At 70.6% G+C, this 18,646-nt stretch carries 17 protein-coding genes; 9 read left to right on the top strand and 8 right to left on the bottom strand.

Going from position 1 to position 18,646, the window contains the following annotated elements:
* The first annotated feature begins 92 nt into the window (after positions 1–92).
* From ACQPWU_RS40385 to ACQPWU_RS40370, 4 genes are all read left to right on the top strand, one after another.
* Positions 93–818: a TetR/AcrR family transcriptional regulator gene (locus tag ACQPWU_RS40385; protein WP_433430948.1), complete on the top strand. Its 726-nt coding sequence runs from the start codon at positions 93–95 to the stop codon at positions 816–818.
* 63 nt (positions 819–881) lie between these two features.
* Positions 882–2,255 carry an MFS transporter gene (locus tag ACQPWU_RS40380; protein WP_433430947.1) on the top strand — a complete coding sequence of 458 codons (1,374 nt, stop codon included), beginning with the start codon at positions 882–884 and terminating at the stop codon, positions 2,253–2,255.
* A gap of 11 nt (positions 2,256–2,266) precedes the next feature.
* A complete protein-coding gene (locus ACQPWU_RS40375) occupies positions 2,267–3,271 on the top strand; it encodes an enolase C-terminal domain-like protein (RefSeq protein ID WP_433430946.1) in 1,005 nt (334 codons plus the stop codon).
* 29 nt (positions 3,272–3,300) lie between these two features.
* On the top strand, positions 3,301–5,295 hold the full coding sequence (locus ACQPWU_RS40370) for a class I SAM-dependent methyltransferase (protein ID WP_433430945.1): 1,995 nt from the start codon (positions 3,301–3,303) through the stop codon (positions 5,293–5,295).
* Positions 5,296–5,298: 3 nt separating this feature from the next.
* On the opposite strand, the gene ACQPWU_RS40365 is transcribed toward ACQPWU_RS40370, so the two are convergent.
* The gene (locus ACQPWU_RS40365) at positions 5,299–6,597 is read right to left on the bottom strand and encodes an MFS transporter (RefSeq protein WP_433430944.1); all 1,299 of its coding nucleotides are present in this window, start codon (positions 6,595–6,597) and stop codon (positions 5,299–5,301) included.
* Between the two features lie 102 nt (positions 6,598–6,699).
* Between ACQPWU_RS40365 and ACQPWU_RS40360 the strand changes: the two genes are divergently transcribed.
* Positions 6,700–7,392 (top strand): GntR family transcriptional regulator, encoded by a 693-nt coding sequence (locus tag ACQPWU_RS40360; RefSeq protein ID WP_433430943.1) that lies wholly within the window; start codon positions 6,700–6,702, stop codon positions 7,390–7,392.
* A gap of 117 nt (positions 7,393–7,509) precedes the next feature.
* Here ACQPWU_RS40360 and iscB read toward each other — a convergent pair whose 3' ends face one another.
* Positions 7,510–8,862, bottom strand: a complete 1,353-nt coding sequence (iscB, locus tag ACQPWU_RS40355; protein WP_433430942.1) for an RNA-guided endonuclease IscB — start codon at positions 8,860–8,862, stop codon at positions 7,510–7,512.
* Positions 8,863–9,644: 782 nt separating this feature from the next.
* Entirely contained in the window at positions 9,645–9,950 is a 306-nt protein-coding gene (locus ACQPWU_RS40350) for a 2Fe-2S iron-sulfur cluster-binding protein (RefSeq protein WP_433430941.1), read from the bottom strand.
* Here ACQPWU_RS40350 and ACQPWU_RS40345 point away from each other — a divergent pair.
* Positions 9,939–10,337, top strand: a complete 399-nt coding sequence (locus tag ACQPWU_RS40345) for an enolase C-terminal domain-like protein (protein WP_433430940.1) — start codon at positions 9,939–9,941, stop codon at positions 10,335–10,337. The genes ACQPWU_RS40350 and ACQPWU_RS40345 overlap by 12 nt on opposite strands.
* Here the strand turns inward: ACQPWU_RS40345 and ACQPWU_RS40340 are convergent.
* On the bottom strand, positions 10,334–11,701 hold the full coding sequence (locus ACQPWU_RS40340; RefSeq protein ID WP_433430939.1) for a sensor histidine kinase: 1,368 nt from the start codon (positions 11,699–11,701) through the stop codon (positions 10,334–10,336). The two genes, ACQPWU_RS40345 and ACQPWU_RS40340, sit on opposite strands and share 4 nt — an antisense overlap.
* 171 nt (positions 11,702–11,872) lie before the next feature.
* Between ACQPWU_RS40340 and ACQPWU_RS40335 the strand changes: the two genes are divergently transcribed.
* Positions 11,873–12,757 carry a helix-turn-helix transcriptional regulator gene (locus tag ACQPWU_RS40335; protein WP_433430938.1) on the top strand — a complete coding sequence of 295 codons (885 nt, stop codon included), beginning with the start codon at positions 11,873–11,875 and terminating at the stop codon, positions 12,755–12,757.
* Here ACQPWU_RS40335 and ACQPWU_RS40330 read toward each other — a convergent pair.
* Complete coding sequence (locus ACQPWU_RS40330; RefSeq protein ID WP_433430937.1) at positions 12,713–13,234, bottom strand: (2Fe-2S)-binding protein; 522 nt, start codon at positions 13,232–13,234, stop codon at positions 12,713–12,715. The genes ACQPWU_RS40335 and ACQPWU_RS40330 overlap by 45 nt on opposite strands.
* A complete protein-coding gene (locus ACQPWU_RS40325) occupies positions 13,231–14,145 on the bottom strand; it encodes an FAD binding domain-containing protein (protein ID WP_433430936.1) in 915 nt (304 codons plus the stop codon). The genes ACQPWU_RS40330 and ACQPWU_RS40325 overlap by 4 nt, the downstream gene beginning before the upstream one ends.
* Positions 14,146–14,204: 59 nt before the next feature.
* On the opposite strand from ACQPWU_RS40325, the gene ACQPWU_RS40320 reads away from it, so the two are divergent.
* Positions 14,205–16,565: a xanthine dehydrogenase family protein molybdopterin-binding subunit gene (locus ACQPWU_RS40320; RefSeq protein ID WP_433430935.1), complete on the top strand. Its 2,361-nt coding sequence runs from the start codon at positions 14,205–14,207 to the stop codon at positions 16,563–16,565.
* A 236-nt stretch (positions 16,566–16,801) separates the two neighbouring features.
* Here the strand turns inward: ACQPWU_RS40320 and ACQPWU_RS40315 are convergent, their stop codons facing one another.
* Positions 16,802–17,698: an aminoglycoside phosphotransferase family protein gene (locus tag ACQPWU_RS40315; protein WP_433430934.1), complete on the bottom strand. Its 897-nt coding sequence runs from the start codon at positions 17,696–17,698 to the stop codon at positions 16,802–16,804.
* A gap of 113 nt (positions 17,699–17,811) precedes the next feature.
* Between ACQPWU_RS40315 and ACQPWU_RS40310 the strand changes: the two genes are divergently transcribed.
* On the top strand, positions 17,812–18,420 hold the full coding sequence (locus tag ACQPWU_RS40310; RefSeq protein ID WP_433430933.1) for a Uma2 family endonuclease: 609 nt from the start codon (positions 17,812–17,814) through the stop codon (positions 18,418–18,420).
* On the opposite strand, the gene ACQPWU_RS40305 is transcribed toward ACQPWU_RS40310, so the two are convergent.
* A complete protein-coding gene (locus tag ACQPWU_RS40305; RefSeq protein ID WP_433430932.1) occupies positions 18,410–18,643 on the bottom strand; it encodes a hypothetical protein in 234 nt (77 codons plus the stop codon). The two genes, ACQPWU_RS40310 and ACQPWU_RS40305, sit on opposite strands and share 11 nt — an antisense overlap.
* Positions 18,644–18,646 lie beyond the last annotated feature (3 nt).

Below are 18,646 nucleotides of genomic sequence, written 5' to 3'. Positions count from 1 at the left end.
CGGTGTTCTACCAACGAACAGTGTTCGTTACGAACACTGTTTTAGAGGCGAACACTGTTCGTGTCAAGTACGGTGTTCGTATACTGGTGCGTATGGCAGGAACCGAGGACTTCCCCACACCCCCGTGGCGCAAGTCACGCAAGCCGGCGGCGCTCAAGCGGCAGCTCAGCCAGGAGCTCATCGTCGAGGCCGGGCTGCGGATCGTCGACGCCGAAGGGCTCGAGGCGCTGAGCATGAGACGCGTCGCCCAGGAGTTCGGCACGGGCCCCGCCTCGCTCTACGCGCACGTGGCCAACAAGGAGGAGCTGCTCGAGCTGATCTACGAACGGGTGCTCGGCGAGATCGAGCTGCCCGAGCGTGATCCGAGCCGGTGGAAGGAGCAGCTACGGGCATACGCCATGGAGGCGCACCGGGTGCTGTCCGCCCACTCCGACCTGGCGCGTGTGGCGCTGGCCAACATCCCGTCGGGGGAGAACTCGATCCGCGCGGGCGATTTCGTCTTCGGGCTGCTGATCGAGGCCGGCATGTCCCCGAGGGACGCGTCCCTGTCGATGGACCGGATCTCCCTGTACGTCACCGGCGACGCGTACGAGGGCTCTCTGCACCACGCGAGAATGCGCGCGGCCGGGCTGGACAGCCCGCAGGAGTACTTCGAGCACTTCGTCAGGCAGATCTCCGATTACTACCGGGCGCTGCCATCGGAGCGGTTCCCGCACATCAGCAAGTTCGTGGACGAGTTGATCGCCGACGACGGCGAGGATCGCTTCCGCTACGGCCTCGACCTGATCCTCGACGGCATCGAGGCCCGCATGCCCTAGGCCCAAATGCCTAGGCCCTGCGCCCGATGTGCTGACGTGCGGGCTCGCCGTAGTTTGCCCGGTATGACGATGACGGTTGAGAGATCTACGGCGGGCGTGGTGTCCGCACAATACCGGGCGCTCAGCATCGGGCTGGTCGCGCTGGTCATGCTGGTGGCTTTCGAGGCGATGGCGGTGGCCACGGCGATGCCCGTGGTCGCCCGCGAGCTCGACGGCATGCATCTGTACAACCTGGCCTTCAGCGCCACCCTGGCGGCCAGCGTGATCGGGACGGTGCTGGGCGGCCGGTGGAGCGACGTGCGTGGGCCGCTGCAGCCGATCGCGGTGGGTGTGGTGGGCTTCGTGTCCGGGCTGCTGCTGGCCGGGTTCGCGCCGAACATGGAGGTGTTCGTCGCGGGCCGGTTCGTGCAGGGGCTCGGGGGAGGATTGATCCAGGTCTCCCTGTACGTGGTCGTCGCCCGGGTCTATCCGGGAGCGATGCATCCCAAGGTCTTCGCCCTGTTCTCGGCCGCCTGGGTGGTGCCGTCCATGGTCGGCCCGGCCATCGCCGGTTTCGTGGTGCAGAACGCGGACTGGCGGTGGGTCTTCATCGGCGTCGCCTTGATCGTCATCCCGTCGGCGCTGCTGCTCTGGCGCGGCACCGCCGGCCGCGAGGTGACGAACGGCAGCGCCGAGCCCGCCCCTGGCCTGGGCCGCAAGCTCGTCTGGGCCACGCTGACCGCCGTCGCCGCCGCCTTGATCCAGTACGGCAGCGCGCTCAAGCTCGCCGGCCTGCCGCTGCTCCTGGGCGGCGTCGTCCTGCTGGCCGTGGCCCTGCCCAGGCTGCTGCTGCCCGGCTCGCTCAGGGCCGCCCCCGGCCTGCCGACCGCGCCCGTGCTGCGCGGCCTGGCCTTCGGTGCGCTGACGGCGGCCGAGGTGCTCATCCCGCTCATGCTGATCAACGAGCGGGGCCTGACCGCCACCGGCGCGGGCATCGTGCTCACCATCGGTGCCCTCGGCTGGTCCACCGGCTCCTGGATCAAGGGCCGCGGCACGATCAGCAACTTGGTCGCCATCCGCGGCGGTGCCGCCATGATCGCCATCGGCATCGCTCTGGTGATGCTCGTGCTCGTCGACTCGCTGCCGGTCGCGGTCGCGTACCCGGCCATGGCCATCGCCGGGCTCGGCATCGGCGCGCTGCACCCGACGGTGTCCGTGCTGGTGCTGGAGATGTCCAAGGAGGGCGAGGAAGGCCAGAACAGCGCGGCCGTCGGCGTGGGCGAGTCGGTGTTCACCGTGGTCGCCGTCGCGGTCAGCGGCGCCCTGTTCACCGCCACCGGGGAGAACTACGCGATCGGCCTTTCCTTCACCGTCGTGCTCGCGGTCCTGGCCTTCCTGCTGGCCCCGCGTTTTGTACAACACCGCGCAGCAGGCACTATGGAGGGAGCCGCGTCATAAAAGGGGGGTACATGCCGCGAGTGCGGGAGCTTGAGGTCTTCCGGCTGGTCCTGCCATTCGGCAGGAGGTCGGAGACCCTGCTCGTGAAGCTCACCGACCACGGCGGCATGACCGGCTGGGGCGAGACCACCTCCCCCCAGCCGAAGACGTGGTCAAGGCTGGAGGAGTCGCTGGCCGCGTTGCTGATCGGCGTCGACTGGGAGCATCCCGACACAGTGCCGAGCGGCGACTCGGCGGTCGACATGGCCTGCTGGGACCTGTGGACCAGGATGCGCGGGGTGCCGCTCGCCGAGGCGATCGGCGGCACCCGCACCTCGCTCATGGCCACCGTGCGGCTGACCCCCGACGCGTCCGTGGAGAGCCTGGTGGCCCGGGTCAACCAGCAGGTCTGCGCCGGGTACGGGCACGTCACACTCGACATCAGGCCCGGCTGGGACGTCGAGCCCGTGCGGGCGGTGCGGCAGGCGTACCCGGCCCTGACCCTGGCCGTCGACTGCGACAACGCCTACTCCGACCTCGGCCAGCTCGTCGCGCTCGACTCCTACGGCCTGGAGGTCATCGAGCGGCCCTTCGCCGCCGGCGACGTCTACGCGCACGCCTCGCTGCAGGACCAGGTGGCCGCATCGGTCGCGGTCGAGGTCGCCTCCACCGCCGAGCTGGACGACTACCTGACGCTGCGGGCGGCCAAGGTGCTGCTGCTGCGGCCTGCCTCGTTCCCCTCGCTGTCGGAGGCCCGCCGGGCGCACGACCGGGCCGCGGCGGCGGGCTGGGACATCCAGTGCGCGGGCGGCCAGGGCGCCGGACTGGCCAGGGCGGCGACGGTGGCGGTCGCCAGCCTGCCCGGCTGCACGCTGCCGTGCGACGTGACGCAGCCGCCGCGCCAGAACCAGATCGTCAAGCCGATCGTCGGCGCGAACGCGGGCGTCATCGCCGTGCCCCTCACCCAGTCGGGGCTGGGACACGACATCGACGAGACGCGCCTGCGGAGGCTGGCGAAGGAGTCATTCCACGCGTAACGTTCCTACCCGATCAAAAGGGTGGGTGGGTGGCCGTGCGGCTGTCGCGGTGGCGCGTGTTATGGATCCTGCTGACGAGGAACTTCCTGTCCTGCTTCCTTCCTGAGTGGGGAAAAATCCTCATCGGCTTGGTGGCGATCCTGGGCTTCGGCGCCGGTCTGCTGCTGGCGAGCGGGGCCTCCAGGAGCTTCGAGGCTGTGCTGATCGTGGCCGCCGCGTTCGGAGCCTGCGCGTTCGCCTTCGTGGCGGACCGGTGGCGGCGGCGGTTCCCGTGGCGCTGCCCTGTGCTGTCGCTGGATGACCAGCCGCGGCTCCGGGAGCTGGTGGCGGACGCGGCGCGGCTCGCGGGATTCGACACCGTGCCCAGGGTGCACGTGTCCGCCTGGGCCGAGGTGCGAGGCGGCCGGGCCAAGCGGGGCAGGCCGTCGCTGCTGGTGGGGCTGCCGCTGTTGCTCGCGGCGGATGAGGCGGAGCTGCACACCCTCATGGTCAGGGAGCTTCTCGCCGCCAGACGGTGGCGCTGGCACGAACAGTGGGCCGTCCACCTGTTCGTGGCGCACCATCCGGACTGGTCCTGGCTGGGCGAGGCGAGCGCATCGCTCCGGAAGGCGCTCTGGACCGAGACCCGTTCCCTCGTCGGCAGCGAACGCTTCACCGTGGGCATGCGGGCCGAGCTGCTCCTGGCGGGCGCCTTCGGCTGGCACGTGAACCGCTACGCCGGACCCTTCTCGGGCAGGGGCGGCGCCCTGGACGTCTACGAGAGCTTCCTGTGGAAGATCCAGAGGGACGGGCTGCTGACCCGCGCCAAGCCCGAGCCCCCTCCTCCCGGCATGATCGAGGCGGTCGACCGGGACACCGCTCAGCCGGTCGCCGACGGCGTGGCGCTCGTGCCGGTGCCTTCAGGCGTGATGTCGAAGGTGCACCCCAAGCTGGCCGCCCGGCTCGGGAAGGTCATCAGCCATAAGGTGCTCGGCCGGGGCGGGTTCGCGCTGGGCGCGCGGCCGTACCGGATGGAGGACATTCCGGCGGAGGAGTGGGCCCAGGTCGGCGAGTACCAGCGCGAGCTCGTGATCGAGGCCGCGACCAAGCTGCTCGGCCGTCAGGCCACCGACCTGGACGTCGTCGGGCTGGCGGTCGCCGGCCGGGCGGGGGAGCTCGAATGGTGGCACAAAGACCATCCCTGCCCGCACCCGACGCCCGGCGTCTGCGCGCTGCTCCCGCTGTTCGACGTGGCGTTGCGGCGCAAGGGATACGTGCACGAGCACACCTTCGCCCAGCGCGAGCTGATCGGTCCGCTCGGGGACCGGATTAATCTGGTGGAGCTGGCCGCCAAGGCCGAGCGTGGCGAGCCGTACGGGATCCTGCTGGGAGGACTCATGACAGGCCGAGACCCGGATGCCGACGCGATCAGGCTGGCCGCCGAGTCGCTGGCCGAAGGCGACGCGACCGGCTGGTTCGAGCGGCTCTACGCCGAGTCGGCGAGCGGAGACGCGATCGTGCCGTGGGACTCGCGTTCCCCGCACTACCTGCTGGTGGAGTGGGCCCGCGCCGGCGAGGGGCGGGCGCTGGTCGTGGGCGCGGGGCTGGGTGACGATGCCGAGCACGTGGCGGGGCTCGGCTACGAGACGGTGGCGTTCGACGTGAGCGAGTCGGCGGTCCGGCTCGCCCAGGAGCGCTTCCCCGCGAGCGAGGTGCGTTACCAGGTCGCCGACCTGCTGGAACCGCCCGCCGAGTGGCGGCAGGCGTTCGACCTGGTTGTCGAGATCATGACCGTGCAGGCGCTGCCGGAGCCGCTGCACCCCCGGGCCATCGCCGCGGTCGCGGACTTCGTACGGCCCGGCGGCACGCTGCTGGTGATCGCGTCGGGCCGGGAGGAGGGCGGGCCGGTGTTCGCGCCGCCGTGGCCGCTGACCCCGTCCGAGATCGCGGCCTTCGCGGCGGGCGGGCTGGAGACGGGGAAGGTCGAGGACCTGCGCGACGGCGAGCGCCACCGCTGGCGCGCCACCTTCCACCGGCCCGCCTGATCCCTACGCTTCCTCGGGAACGCCGAGCGGCTCGACCCGCTTCAAGATCACCGCGTACGTGAACGCGCCCAGCAGCGCCACACACGAGATCACCGTCAGGGGGATGGCGAAAGACGACGTCTGGTCCACCAGGAAGCCGACCATGATGGGGCTGATGATGCCGGCGAAGTTCGAGGCGAAGTTCTGGATGCCGCCGATCGAGGCCACGTGCCGGTCGGCCGGGGCGACGTCGGCGGGGAGGGCCCAGATGTTCGAGGCGGCGAACGTCGAGCCCGCGTAGGCGATCGACAGCAGCGCCAGCGCCATCCACGCCTCCGGCACCCAGACCGCGATGCCGATCACCGTCGAGACCAGGAACCCGCCGGAGATGAACATCTTCCTGACCCGGGTGAGCGGGTCGCCGCGGCGGATGCGGCGGTCGGCCAGCCAGCCGCCCAGCCACTCGCCGCCGATGGCCACCAGCCCCGGCAGCGCGCCGAACAGGCCCAGCTTCAGCAGGCTGAACCCGCGCTCCTCCACCAGATAGGTCGGGAAGAACGTGAGGAAGAAGTAGACGACCATGTTGAGGCAGAAGAAGCCCAGCATCATCGCCCAGATCGTGCGGTAGCGGAACAGGTCCCGCCAGCGGATCTTGGCCGCGCCCTCGTCGTCGCCCTCGAAACGGGCGCCGCCCTCGCGCAGGTAGTTGAGCTCCTCCTCCGTGATCTTCGGATGGTCCTGCGGGTCCCGGTACGTGCGCCACCACCCGACCGCCCAGGCCAGCCCGATCACACCAATGATCGCGAACGTCCACCGCCAGCCCAGCAGCCCGATCAGCGCGGTGACCACGGGCAACGCGATGACGCCGCCCACCCGCGAGCCGGAGTCCCAGATCCCGGTGGCCAGCGCCCGCTCGTGCTTGGGGAACCAGCGGCCGGTGACCTTGGCGCTGGTCGTGGCGGCCGGGCTCTCGCCGACGCCGAGCAGCAGCCGTACGCCGAAGAGCGACGCGAAGCTGCCGGCCAGCGCCGTCAGCGAGGTGAACAGCGACCACCACACGGAAGCGAACGTGAACGTCTTGCGCGGCCCGAACCGGTCCACGAACCAGCCGGCGGCGAGCTGGAAGAAGTCGTAGGACCAGAAGAAGGCGGCCAGGATCATGCCCTCCTCGGTCTTGGAGAGCTTGAAGGTCTCTCCCATGAACGGCAGGGCCACACCCAGGCTGGCACGGTCGAGATAGTTGATGACGAGCCCGGCGAAGACGTAGCTGATCATGTACCAGCGCAACCGGCCGCGGACATTGGTTCGGAGGGTTGTGGCCATCACGATCCTCTGTAAAATTTCCTATTGGATATTTCCGATATGTTGCATACAACGCACGATCCCCGTCAAGACCCCCTCAAACCTTCCCTCGGAGCGTGAACGGTGGCCAATGAGCTCGAAAACCGCTTAAAGGGGCGCGTACCGGCCGCCCGGCGCAGCGTTCTCACCGAGGACATCTATGAGCGGGTCAAGAGCCTGATCATGAACGGCGACCTCGAAGCAGGCGCCCGCGTCAACATCTATGCCGTCGCCAGGCTGCTCGACGTCTCGCAGACGCCCGTGCGGGAGGTGCTGCCCGCGCTCGAGTCCGAGGGCCTGGTGACCAAGGAGGCACTGCGCGGCTACTCGGTGGCGCCCCAGCTGAGTCCCGGCCAGATCGCCGACCTCTACCAGCTCCGGCTGCTCCTTGAGCCGTGGGCGGCGGCACGCGCGGCCGAGCTGGTGACGGCCGAGGCCCGCGAGCGCGTGCGCGCCGAGCTGAACAGCGTCACGCAGGCGCCCCAGGGCACGAGGTACGAGGAGTACCACGGCCTGGCCGAGCACGACACCCGCTTCCACGACCTGATCGCCGAGCTCTCGGGCAGCGAGGCGGTGCGGCAGTCGCTCCGGCGTACCCACGGCCACCTGCACCTGTTCCGCATCGGGTACGCCGGCAGGCGGGCCGGAGATCCCACGCTGGCCGAGCACACCCGCGTCGCCGAGGCCGTCGCCGCGGGCAGCCCGGAGGCGGCCTCGGAGGCGATGCGCGCCCACCTCACAGCCGCCCGCGACCGCTTTCTCGAGATTGGACCCTGACATGCCGACAATCGTCAGCGCCGACGCGTCAAGCTCGAGATCGGCAAGCCGCGGGTCGAGGAGGCCGCCGAGCGCATCGCCGCCGTCCGCGCGGCCGTCGGCCCGGCCTCGACATCATCAGATCACCGCCGTAGAAACCGTCGTCTTCATGCCAGGGGAGGAAGCGGCGTAGCGTCGGCATGATTCTTCTTTGAAGGTGTAGGCGTATCCGTCCGCTCGTTGCAGGATGCGGATGTGACGGTGGTTGATGCCCTGGACGGTGCCATGGGCGGTGGTGATGTTGAAGCTGCCGGTGGCGCGGACGGCGAGACGGCCGGTGTGGGTGCCTTGTTTCTTGCCGGTGGGGACGACGGCGGTGACCAGGTCGCCGGTGGTGTAGCCGAAGAACTGCTTGTGTCTGGGCAGGAGTAGGCGGGGAAAGCCGTGTTTGTCGGTGCGGGTGCGGGCGTGGGTGCCGCGGCCTGTGCATCCGGCGACCAGCACCCGGGATACGGTCTCGGTGATGGCGTCGAGCTTTCCGACGGCCAGGGCGTCGAGGGTGTGGGTCTTGGGCAGGTTGTTGCGGGTGCGGTTCCACTTGGTGCGGCCCCCAGAGGCCACGTGGGTGGGCAGGCGGGCGTCGAGTTCACGCCACAGCGCCCAGCGGGTGGACTGCACGGCGGCGGCGTCCCGGAGCGGGGCCTTGGCCTGCGCCAGGATCGTGGCTAGCAGTTTCGGCTTGCTCTTGAGGAACTCCCCGATGGGCCGGTTGCCCTTGGCCTGGTTGCAGGGCACGCAGGCCAGGGTGAGGTTGGCGACCCGGTCGGTGCCGCCTCGGCTGCGGGGGTGGACGTGGTCGATATTCAACGGCTCACCGCAAGCTCCGCAGTAAGCACACCGCCGCCCCCATTTGGCCAGCAGGTACTCACGGACCTCGGTGCCATGCAACGTGCCGTGCTGGTAGTCCACGCCTTCCAGAGGCTTGCCGACGACGATGGCGTGGGTGTCGAAGGCGACCCGCTCCACATGCACCACCCGCACCGGCGCCCACCGGGCCAGCCGGTCCACCCACGAGACGGTGGTGGTCACGCGGTGTTGCAGCGACGGCGCAAGCCAGCCCGACGGCCGGGCGCGGTTGGCGAACCGAGGCGCGCGGTAGCGCAGGTTCCGGCTGCGGCGGCCACGCCGATAGGCGGCCCGCTGCCGCATCTTCATGCGGATGATCGTGCCGCGATGATTGAGCTGGATACCGTACCGGGCACGGCGCTCGCCGGTCCGCGCCGTGAACACCGCAATCCCGGTGTGCCGGGAACCGGGGTCAACACCCAGCTCCACACCGTCAATCTCACTCTGGGCCACAGTACGGTCCTTCAAACGGATGACGAACGGTGTATGCCGGTGAACAACAGCGCGTCCCTTCTTCAGCAGCTGGCGCGCCCTGGCCGGAGTGCAGGGCTGCAGCGGGTGGCCGTGCTTGTCGAGCACGAACACATACGGCGGGGACTCACGTCCCTTCTCCCGAACTGGGCAGTTCGGGGTGACGCCCCCGGCAGGAGGCGAATTGCCGGGGGTCTCCTCTCGCACATGTCCCGCGCCGGGTACCGCCTGGCGGCGGTGCTCGGCCCCCGTTTCGTCCCTGATCCCGGGGTTGTCTGCTGGGCCGAGTTCCAGAGCAGGCTGCTGAGGAGGCACAGCCTGGTGGGTCTTCTGTCCTGCGCGGAACGTAGCCAACGTCGGTCACCCTCCTACTCGGTGTTGGCTGGTGCTGGTAACACACGGGCCTCCAGCATCTCGGCTGAAGGCCCCCGCTTGATGCAGGGGGATCCGGTTACGGTGGACGCCAACCAGTCATGACGTATTTATGCCGACGCCAGTCGCTGGGCGCACGCGCTGGAGCCGTACCAGGTGTACTTCTTCGAGCAGCCGCTGCTGGCGACGACGTGCAGCGGCACGGGGAGCACCGGACGACTTCCAGTGCCGTGCGAGCGAGCACCGCAGTGCTTCGCCGCCCGGCGAACGCACCGCGCGGGCACCACATCAAGATCGGAGGATGTATCAGCATGACCTGCACCCGCCGTCACCTCCATCTTTCGGACTTTCACAATGAGTGACCGCTAGGCTACTAATATTTGCCTCTCCTGGATAGAACGTTTGAGCGATAAGCTGAATGCCGACGCGCGCGACCCGCCCCTCCAGCTCATCTTCTGAGGAGGCGCTGAAACTGCTGGGCGGCCTCGCCGCTCCCGTCAGCGGCTGAAGGGCCATTCAGCGGTTCAGTCGTTGTCCCCGCTCAGGCGGGCCCCGGCGCGGCGGATGCCCGCATATCCGGTGCAGCGGCACAGGTTGGAGGCGAGGACTTCGTCGAGCCGCCGCTCGTCCCTGTCCAGGTCCGGCTCCTCGGCCAGGGCGCCGGCGAGCAGCATGAGGAACCTGGGGTGCAGAAGCCGCACTGCAGCGCGTGGTCGGCGGGCGAACGCCTCGTGCAGCGGATGGAGCCGGTCGCCGTCGGCCAGCCCCTCGACGGTGCGGATGTCGGCGCCCTCCGCCTGGACGGTCAGGGCGACGACGTGCAGGGGCACAGGGAGCTGGCACGATCCACCACGATCCCGGTGGCGGTGGGAGAGTCGATGTACTCGGTGGGGCAGTTCCGCGACTACCTGGTGCGCGGGGCGGCCTCGGTGGTGCAGGCGGACGTGGCCAGGGTGGGCGGGATCACGCCGTGGCTGAAGGTGGCGCATCTGGCGGAGGCGTTCAACGTGTCGCTCTGCCCGCACTTCCTCATGGAGCTGCACGTCAGCCTGGTGGCGGCGGTGCCCGCGGGGGCGTACGTGGAGCATATTCCGCAGCTGCGCGCCATCACGCGGGCCGAGCTCGCGATCGAGGACGGTCACGCCATCGCCCCTGACGTCCCCGGACTGGGCATCGTCTGGGACCGGGACGCGATGGACGACCTCAGGGTGCTCTAGAGCACGGTGCTCAGGCGTTCCACCTGTTCTTCGGCCGGGGGGCAGCCGAGGCGCGGGAGCCGCAGGACGAACCTGGCGCCGCTCGGCGAGTCCTCGGCCTTGAGCGTCCCGCCGTGGCTCGTGGCGATGTCGCGGGAGATGGCCAGGCCCAGCCCGCTGCCGCCGGCGTCGCGGCGGCGGCCGTCGTCGAGGCGGATGAACCGCTCGAAGATCCGTTCGCGGTCGGCGGGCGCGATGCCCGCGCCGTCGTCCGTCACCGTCATCACGGCCTCGCCGCCCGAGGCGGCCACGGAGACGTCCACGGCGCTGCCGGCGTGCCGGATCGCGTTGTTCACCAGGTTGCCGAGCACCCGGACGAGCTGGATGTGGGAGCCGCAGACCCAGACGTCCGAGGCCGCGTGGACGCGCACGGGCACGCGGCCGGTTCGCGGCGCCTCCTGGGTCACCAGCTGCCCGAGGTCGATCAGCTCGGACGGTGCCGGGTCGCCGGCGCTCAGCCGCGCGAGCACCAGCAGGTCGCTGACGATGGCGTCGAGCCGGTCGGCGAGCGACAGGGCCGAGCGGATGGTCTCGTGCGGATCCACCTCGCCAGGGTGGAGCAGCGCCTCCTCCAGCTGCAGCCGCAGGCCCGCGATCGGGTTCCTGAGCTCGTGCGAGGTGGTGGAGGCGAACCTGCGCTGCTGCGCCACCGCCTCGTCGAGCCTGTCCAGGGTCTGGTTGGCGGTGCGGACGAGCCGGGCGACCTCGTCGTCGCCCGGCGGCACGGGCATTCTCAGGCTGAGGTCGCTGACGGTGATCGCGGCCAGGCGCGCGCGGATCGCCTCGACCGGCCGCAGCGTGCGGCCCACCGTTCTCCAGGAGATCCAGGCCAGGATGGCGAGGAGCGCCAGCGCCGCCGCCGTGAGCGCGTACTCCAGGTTGTGGCCGCGGAGCAGGGCCGGCTCGTGACGCTCCGCCAGCACGACCGGTGCGTCGGCCGCCATGGTGATGCGGACGGCCACCAGAAGCCGGCACCTGTCGGTCCACCGCTGGACGCGGTCGTCGGCCGGTGGTCGCATCGTGCTCAGCGCCGGGCGTGCCCAGGCGGAGCGGCTGGCGGCGATGACCCTGCCGTGCGCGTCGACCAGCTGGATGAGCTCTATGTCGCCCGAGGCCGGTATCACCTTGGGAAGCGTGCCGGCGCGGGCCGCCGCGCTCCACTGGCTGGCGATCTGTTCGACCCGGTTGAAGGCGTCGTCCTGGACGCGGTAGCGGATCGCCAGCGAAGAAGTGACGCCGACGACGGACAACGCGACCAGGGCGAGCACCGACGTGGCCATGGCGGAGCGCGCTCGGATGGATCGGGGGTAGGGAATCACGATCACCGTCTCCTTTCCGTCATTTCGACGGTAAGACGGGACGACGTGCGGAGGGTGGACGTGTGACACCCAGGAAATTCGCACACCTGGAGGAATGCCGACGGATGCGGGGATGCGAGCTCAGCCTGGTAGTGACACGCCCACCCTGGCTGTCAAATTCCGACATATGGTACTTAAATGGACACTCGAGACAGCGGCAAGTTGCTGGGGGAGTTCCTGCGCGCGCGGAGAGAGGTCACGACTCCCGCGCAGGCGGGGCTCGTGGGCGGGGGACCACGCCGGACGCCGGGGCTGCGGCGCGAGGAGGTGGCGATGATGGCCCACGTCAGCACGGATTACTACATCCGCCTCGAACAGGGCAGGGAGCGCCACCCGTCCGAGCGCGTGCTCGGGGCCCTCGCCCGTGTGTTCGGCCTGACTCCCGAGGCCACCGCCCACATGCACGCGCTGGCCCATCCCATGCTCCAGCCCCGGCGGTCGCCCGCCCGGCGGGTCAGCCCCAGCCTGCGTACGCTGATCGGCAGCTGGCCCGGCACGCCCGCGCTGATCTGCGACGACCTCATGAACGTCCTGGCCGCGAACTCCCTCGCCGATGCCCTGTACGGCGGATTCGAGGATCGCGACAACCTGCTCCGCATGATCTTCCTGGATCCGGTGGCCCGCGAGTTCTACCCCGAGTGGGAGACGTCGGCCCGTTCCAAGGTCGCCCACCTGCGCCTCATCACCGGGTCGCATCTCGATGATCCCCGCCTTGCCGAGCTCGTGGGGGAGCTCTCCGTCAAGAGCCCCGAATTCCGCAGGCTGTGGGCCCGCCATGACGTCTCCAACAAAGTGGGCGAGGTCAAGCGCATGCGCCACCGGGAGATCGGGGAGCTGGAGCTGACCTGTGAGATCTTCTCGGTGAACGGCTCCGACGGCCTGCAGCTCATCACCCTGCTGGCCCAGCCGGGCAGCCCTACCGAGGAGAGGCTGAAACTGCTGGGCAGCCTCGCCGCCCCATCCGCGGCTGAAACGCTTTCAGCCGCTCGGCCGCTCGGCCGCGGTCCCCGATTCAGCCGCTGAGCCGCCCTCCCCGCGCAGGCGGGCCGCGGCGCGCACCGCGGCCCGGCGGATGCCCGCATATCCGGTGCAGCGGCACAGGTTGGAGGCGAGGACCTCGTCGAGCCGCCGCTCGTCCCTGCCCAGGTCCGGCTCCTCAGCGAGGGCGCCGGCGAGCAGCATGAGGAACCCGGGAGTGCAGAAGCCGCACTGCAGCGCGTGCTCGGCGGCGAACGCCTCCTGCAGCGGATGCAGCCGGTCGCCGTCGGCCAGCCCCTCGACGGTGCGGATGTCGGCGCCCTCCGCCTGGACGGCCAGGGAGAGGCAGGACCGGATGGCGGTGCCGTCGACCAGCACGGTGCAGGAGCCGCACACTCCGTGCTCGCACCCTAGCGTGGTGCCGGTGAGCCCGAGCCGGTCGCGCAGCGCGTCGGCCAGGCTGGTCCGGGGCTCGACGTCGAGCGGGTGGGTCTGGCCGTTGACCGTGAGTTCCACGTTCATGGGGTCCCCGGGCTCTCGTCGTCTGTGCGCGCCCCCTGAACGGCGTCCATGCGCGCGTTCTGGACGGCTCGGGTGAGGCAGCGCCGTACCAGGGTGGCGAGCGCGTGCCTGCGGTAGGCGGCCGGCGCATGCGGCTCGCCGGGCGGGTCCGTCTCGGCGGAGGCTCGCGAGGCGGTCTCCGCCAGCAGTTCGGGCTCGGGGAGGTGGCCCGCCAGGTGGCGCTCGGCCTCGACGGCGCGGAGCGGCACGTCCGCCGCGTTCGCCAGGCCGATCCGTACCCAGTCGACGCGGCCGCCGGCGAGTCGGAGCATGACCAGGGCGGCGGCGAGGGCGAAGCTGCCGTGGGTGCGGCGGTGCTCGGCGAACGCCGAGACGGCGCCGGCAGGCGGGCGTGGCAGCCGGACGCCGGTGACCAGCTCCTCCGGCAGGCAGGCCGTGGTGAACGGGCCGCGGAACCACGAGTCCGCGCGCACCGTACGCCGTCCCGCCGGGCCTTCCACCTCGATCCCCGCGCCCATGGCCACGGCCAGCGCGCACCACTCCGACGCCGGATGCGCCCACGCCAGGCTGCCGGCGAAGGTGCCGCGTGCGCGGATGGGCGGGTGGGCGACGTACGGCGCGACCTGGCGGAACAGCCCGGCCAGCGGGTCGTCGAACCGGGCACGCTCCAGCTGGGCGTGCCGGACCAGCGCGCCGACGTGGACCGAGCCGTCCTCGACCGCGATCTCCGACAGCCCGGGGATGCGGTTGACGTCCACCACCACGGCAGGGCGCACGGTCCGGTAACGCAGCTCGATGAGCAGGCTCTGGCCGCCGGCCAGGACCCGGCTCTCCGGCCCGTGCTCGGCCAGCACGGCCACCGCCTCCGGCACCGAGGCCGGCGCGACGTAGTCGAATTGTGCCGGTTTCATGTCTCCCATCCCGGGAATCCGATATCGACGTTGGTACCGAAAGCGGGGGTGTCCAAACATTGCGGTACATCGGGATGCCGCTCGCGCGGCGCGAGGATCGCGACCTGGTCACCGGCCAGGCGCGCACGGTCGCCGACCTGGATCTCCCCGGCACGCTCGAGCTCGCCTTCACCCGCAGCCCGGTGCCGCACGCGCTGATCCGCGAGGTCGACGTGGCCGCCGCGCTCAAGGAGGAAGGGGTGGCGGGCGCGTGGTCCGCCGCCGACCTGCCGTACCTCGCCGCCCGTGACCTGCCCGGCGGGGAGGGCGTGCCGCCGTGGCCGCTGCTCGCCACCGGCCGCGTCCGCTACCCGGGTGAGGCGCTCGCCGTGGTCGCCGCCGGTACGCGCGCCCGCGCCGAGGACGGTGCCGAAGCCGTCCGCCTCAACCTCGAACCGCTGCCCTTCACCCTTGCCCCCGGTGCCGGCGGGCACGACCAGTCCGACGACCGGCGCCGTTCGGGCACCGAGGGCCCCCGGCTGTTCGACGACCGTGACAATGTGGCGGTCGAGCGCACTTTCGGCGAGCCGGCCGACGACGTGTTCGCGAGCGCCCCGGTGGTGGTCGAGGCCGCCTACCGTGAGCAGCTCCTGCTCCCCACGTCCCTTGAGCCGAGGGCCGTGCTGGTCGATCCGGGGCACGGCGACCACCTCACCGTGTACGCCTCACACCAGGCCCAGCACCGGCTGCGCGACTCGCTCGCCGCGGCGCTCGGGTTCGGCAGGGAGCGGATCCGGGTGATCGTCCCGGCCACCGGTGGTGCGTTCGGCGCCAAGAGCCAGACCTACCCGGAGTACCTGGTGGCCGCTCTGCTGGCCGTCCACCTGCGCCGGCCGGTCCGCTGGTGCGAGGACCGCGCCGAGGCCCTGCTGGCCGGCCCGCGCGGCCGCGGTCAGACCCAGCGCGTACGGCTGGCGGCCGACGACGACGGCACCTTCCTCGCGTACGAGCTGCTGATAGACGCCGGCATCGGCGCGTACCCGCACACTGGCGCCTTCGTCCCCATGATGACCGGAGCCATGAGCACCGGCGCCTACCGTACTCCAAGGGTGCACACCCGGGTCCGTTGCGTGCTCACCAACACCGCCCCGACCACCTCCTACCGCGGCGCGGGACGCCCGGAGGCCGCCTACGCCCTCGAACGCACCGTGGACCGGCTGGCCCGCCGGCTCGGTGTGGACCCCGCCGAGCTGCGCCGCCGCAACTTCATCCGCCCCGGCCAGTACCCGTACCTGACGCCGACCGGCCGCACCTACGACTCGGGCGACTACGCCGCCGCGCTCGACAAGGCCCTCACCGCCGTCGGCTACGACGAGGTCCGCGCCGAGCAGGCCCGCCGCCGCGAGGAGGGTGAGCCGCCGATCGGGGTGGGCATCGCCACGTACGTCGAACGCTCGGGCGGTCCGCCGGACAGTGACGAGTTCGGCAGCGTTGAGGCCTGCCCTGACGGCACGTTCATCGCCCGCGTCGGCTCCACGTCCACCGGGCAGGGCCACTTCACCGCGTTTGCGCAGGTGGTGGCCTCGGTTCTGGACGTGGAGGTCGACCGGGTCCGCGTCGTCGAGGGCGACACCGGTGAGGTGCCCTATGGCTTCGCCACGTTCGGCAGCCGCTCCATGCAGGTGGGCGGGGCGGCGCTGTGGCGCGCCGCCGAGTCCCTCGTCGCCACCGCCCGCCGCCGCTGCGCCGAGCTCCTCGGGGTGGGGGAGGAGGAGGTCTCGTACGCCGCGGGCCGCCTGGTGGTGGGAGGCGACACGTGCGCCATCCCGGCGCCCGGCCCCGCACCTGGCCCTCCGGCAGACGGCCCTGGGGCGGGGGACTTCGCGGCCGGTGTCGCGGCGGGCCCGCTGCCCGGGCTGCCCATCGGCGAACTGGTCGCTCGCACCGGCCCGCTACGTGCCGACGAGATCGTCGCCCTGCCGCAGGCCTTCCCGTACGGCGCACACGTCGCCGTCGTGGAGGTGGACCCGGACCTCGGCACCGTCCACGTGCGCCAACTGGTGGCGGTGGACGACTACGGCGTGGTCGTCAACCCCATGATCGTCAGCGGCCAGGGCTACGGCTCGATCGCCCAGGGCCTCGGCCAGGCCCTGTACGAGCAGGCGGTCATCGGCGAGGACGGCCTGCCGTACGCCTCGACGCTCCTGGACTACCTCCTCCCGACCGCCGCCGACATGCCCCCGATAACCCTCCTGGAGACCGCCACCCCCAACCCCAACACGCCCCTGGGTGCCAAGGGGGCAGGCGAGGCGGGCTGCATCGGCATCCCACCCGCCATAGTCAACGCCGTCTGCGACGCCCTCGACGTGGACCACATCGACATGCCCCTGACCCCGGCGGCGGTATGGGCGGCCACCGGAGGCGGGATCGCGAGACCATAGCCGCCCCTCAGTCTGGTGCGGCTGAGGTGAAGGCCGGGTAGCGGGGCATGTCCGCGACGTCCCACTCCGCGGCTTCCTCCAACCACGCCCGTACGACTTCGCGCACTCTGACGTCGAGATGGCGTCCAGGGTTTCGACAGAGCCGCGATGTACCTCTCCCAGGGCGCGGGCCTCGCCCCGCTCGGCCTCCGGCTCTTCACCGGAAAGGCCAGTCGAGCCGCGGAACGGTCACGTGCTCAAGGGTTTTCGGCGAGGACCTGCGCCAGAGCGTGGGAGGTCTGGCGGACCATCCCCGGGTTGGTGTCCCAGTAGTACGCCAGCGCGTTCACGGCCTGGGAGAGCGCCCAGCCGCGGCCGCGCAGCCATGAGGCGTCGTCAACGCCGAGCTCGGACCGGAAACGCAGGCGGTTGTCGCCCGCGAACACGTTCCACGCGGGCTGGAGGTCGCAGGCGGGATCGCCCACGTTGAGGCCGCCGAAGTCGATGACCGCCGACAGCCGGCCGTCGACGACCAGCAGGTTTCCCGGCAGCAGGTCGCCGTGCACCCAGACCTCCGGACCGTCCCAGGGTGGGGCGCCGAGCGACTCCTCCCACGAGCGCAGGGCCGCGGCGCCGTCGATGCGGTCGCCGAGCCGGGCGATCGACCGGCGGACATGCTCATCGCTCTCGGCCAGCGGGCCGCCGCGAGACCCACGGGCACGCGGATGCGCGCCCGTCTGGTCGACCTGCCGCAACGCTTTCACGAACGCGGCGAGATCGACGGCCGCCTGGTCCAGGTCGCGGATCGCGCCGTTGGCGTTCTGGCCGGGCAGCCACTCGTACACGGACCAGCCGAACGGATAGCCCTCCGCCGGATCGCCCATCGCCAGCTGCACCGGAACCGCGAGCGGCAGGTGCGGTGCCAGCTTCGGCAGCCACCGCGCCTCCTTGGCCGCCTGCCCGGTGGCCCAGTCGATGCGCGGCATGCGTACGGACAGGTGGTCGCCGAGTCGGTATATGTCGTGATCTGTGCCGTAGGAGTCAACGGGTTCGATCCGCAACCCGGCCCACTGCGGGAACTGTCCCGCGAGCAACCGGCGAACGAGCGCGGCATCGGTCTGGACCTCGTCGGCGTGCATCTTCGTCTTGCCCATCGCCGCCCATCCTTGACTGTCCGCGCCGGCTGCGGCAATCGGTTTTCAGTGGCGGACGCGCTCGAAAGCTGGAATACTTAGCGTGTCCGTTCGAATACGAAGGGAAAGATTCCATGGTCGCAATGCTGGAAGAGGAGCACCACACGGAATCAACCCAAGCGAGCTCCCCGCACATACCGCAGACAGCTCGTGAGCTGTTCGATGCCCTGCCCCCCCTCCCCGGCTTCCGGGTTGAGGTCATCGAAGGGAAACTGCTTGTGAGTCCTATGGGCAGCCCAGAACACACCTGGATGGCCGTAGACCTGGATCATGCCCTTTTCCCCGCCTACAGAGAGCGAGGATGGCGTGGAGCCCCCGGCGGCCTCAACATCTGCATCGAAGGTCCCCGAGATTCTCTCGTGCCCGACTTCGTCCTCGCGCCTCCTGACTGCCCTCGCTGGGGCGCGGGAGAGCTGCTCTCGTCCGGGGTGCTGATGGTTGCCGAGGTCGTCTCACCCGCCAGTGTGGACATCGACCGCAAGGAGAAGCTGCGCCTGTACGCGCTGGGCAAGGTGCCCATCTACCTGCTGATCGATCCGCTCGCCGACGACCCGAGCGTGACCGTGTTCAGCGATATCGAAGATGACGCCTATCGGGTGGCGGTCACTGCGCATGTCGGCAAAACGATCACGCTGCCGGCCCCCGTCGACTTCGAGCTGGACACCTCGATTTTCAAGGTGTGACCTTCAGGACGGCGGCCTCCAGGTCTCTCGTCTCCGATGGGAGGCACCGCTCCCAGGCCGCGGTCCTGATCGAGGTGATCAGCGGTTGTGCCGCCGAGAGGCCGACGCCCATCGTCGCCACGTCCAGGTTGAAGGAGTTCACCAGGACGGTGGCCTTCGGGAGGGCATCGTCGACCAAGGTGACGACGTCCGCCGGACGGCTCGCCTCGATGCCGGACGCCATCAG

Source organism: Nonomuraea sp. CA-141351, assembly GCF_050944675.1.
Taxonomy (GTDB): domain Bacteria; phylum Actinomycetota; class Actinomycetes; order Streptosporangiales; family Streptosporangiaceae; genus Nonomuraea.
The sequence above is the reverse complement of the archived record's forward strand: the minus strand, read 5'-3'. Positions and strand labels throughout refer to the sequence as shown.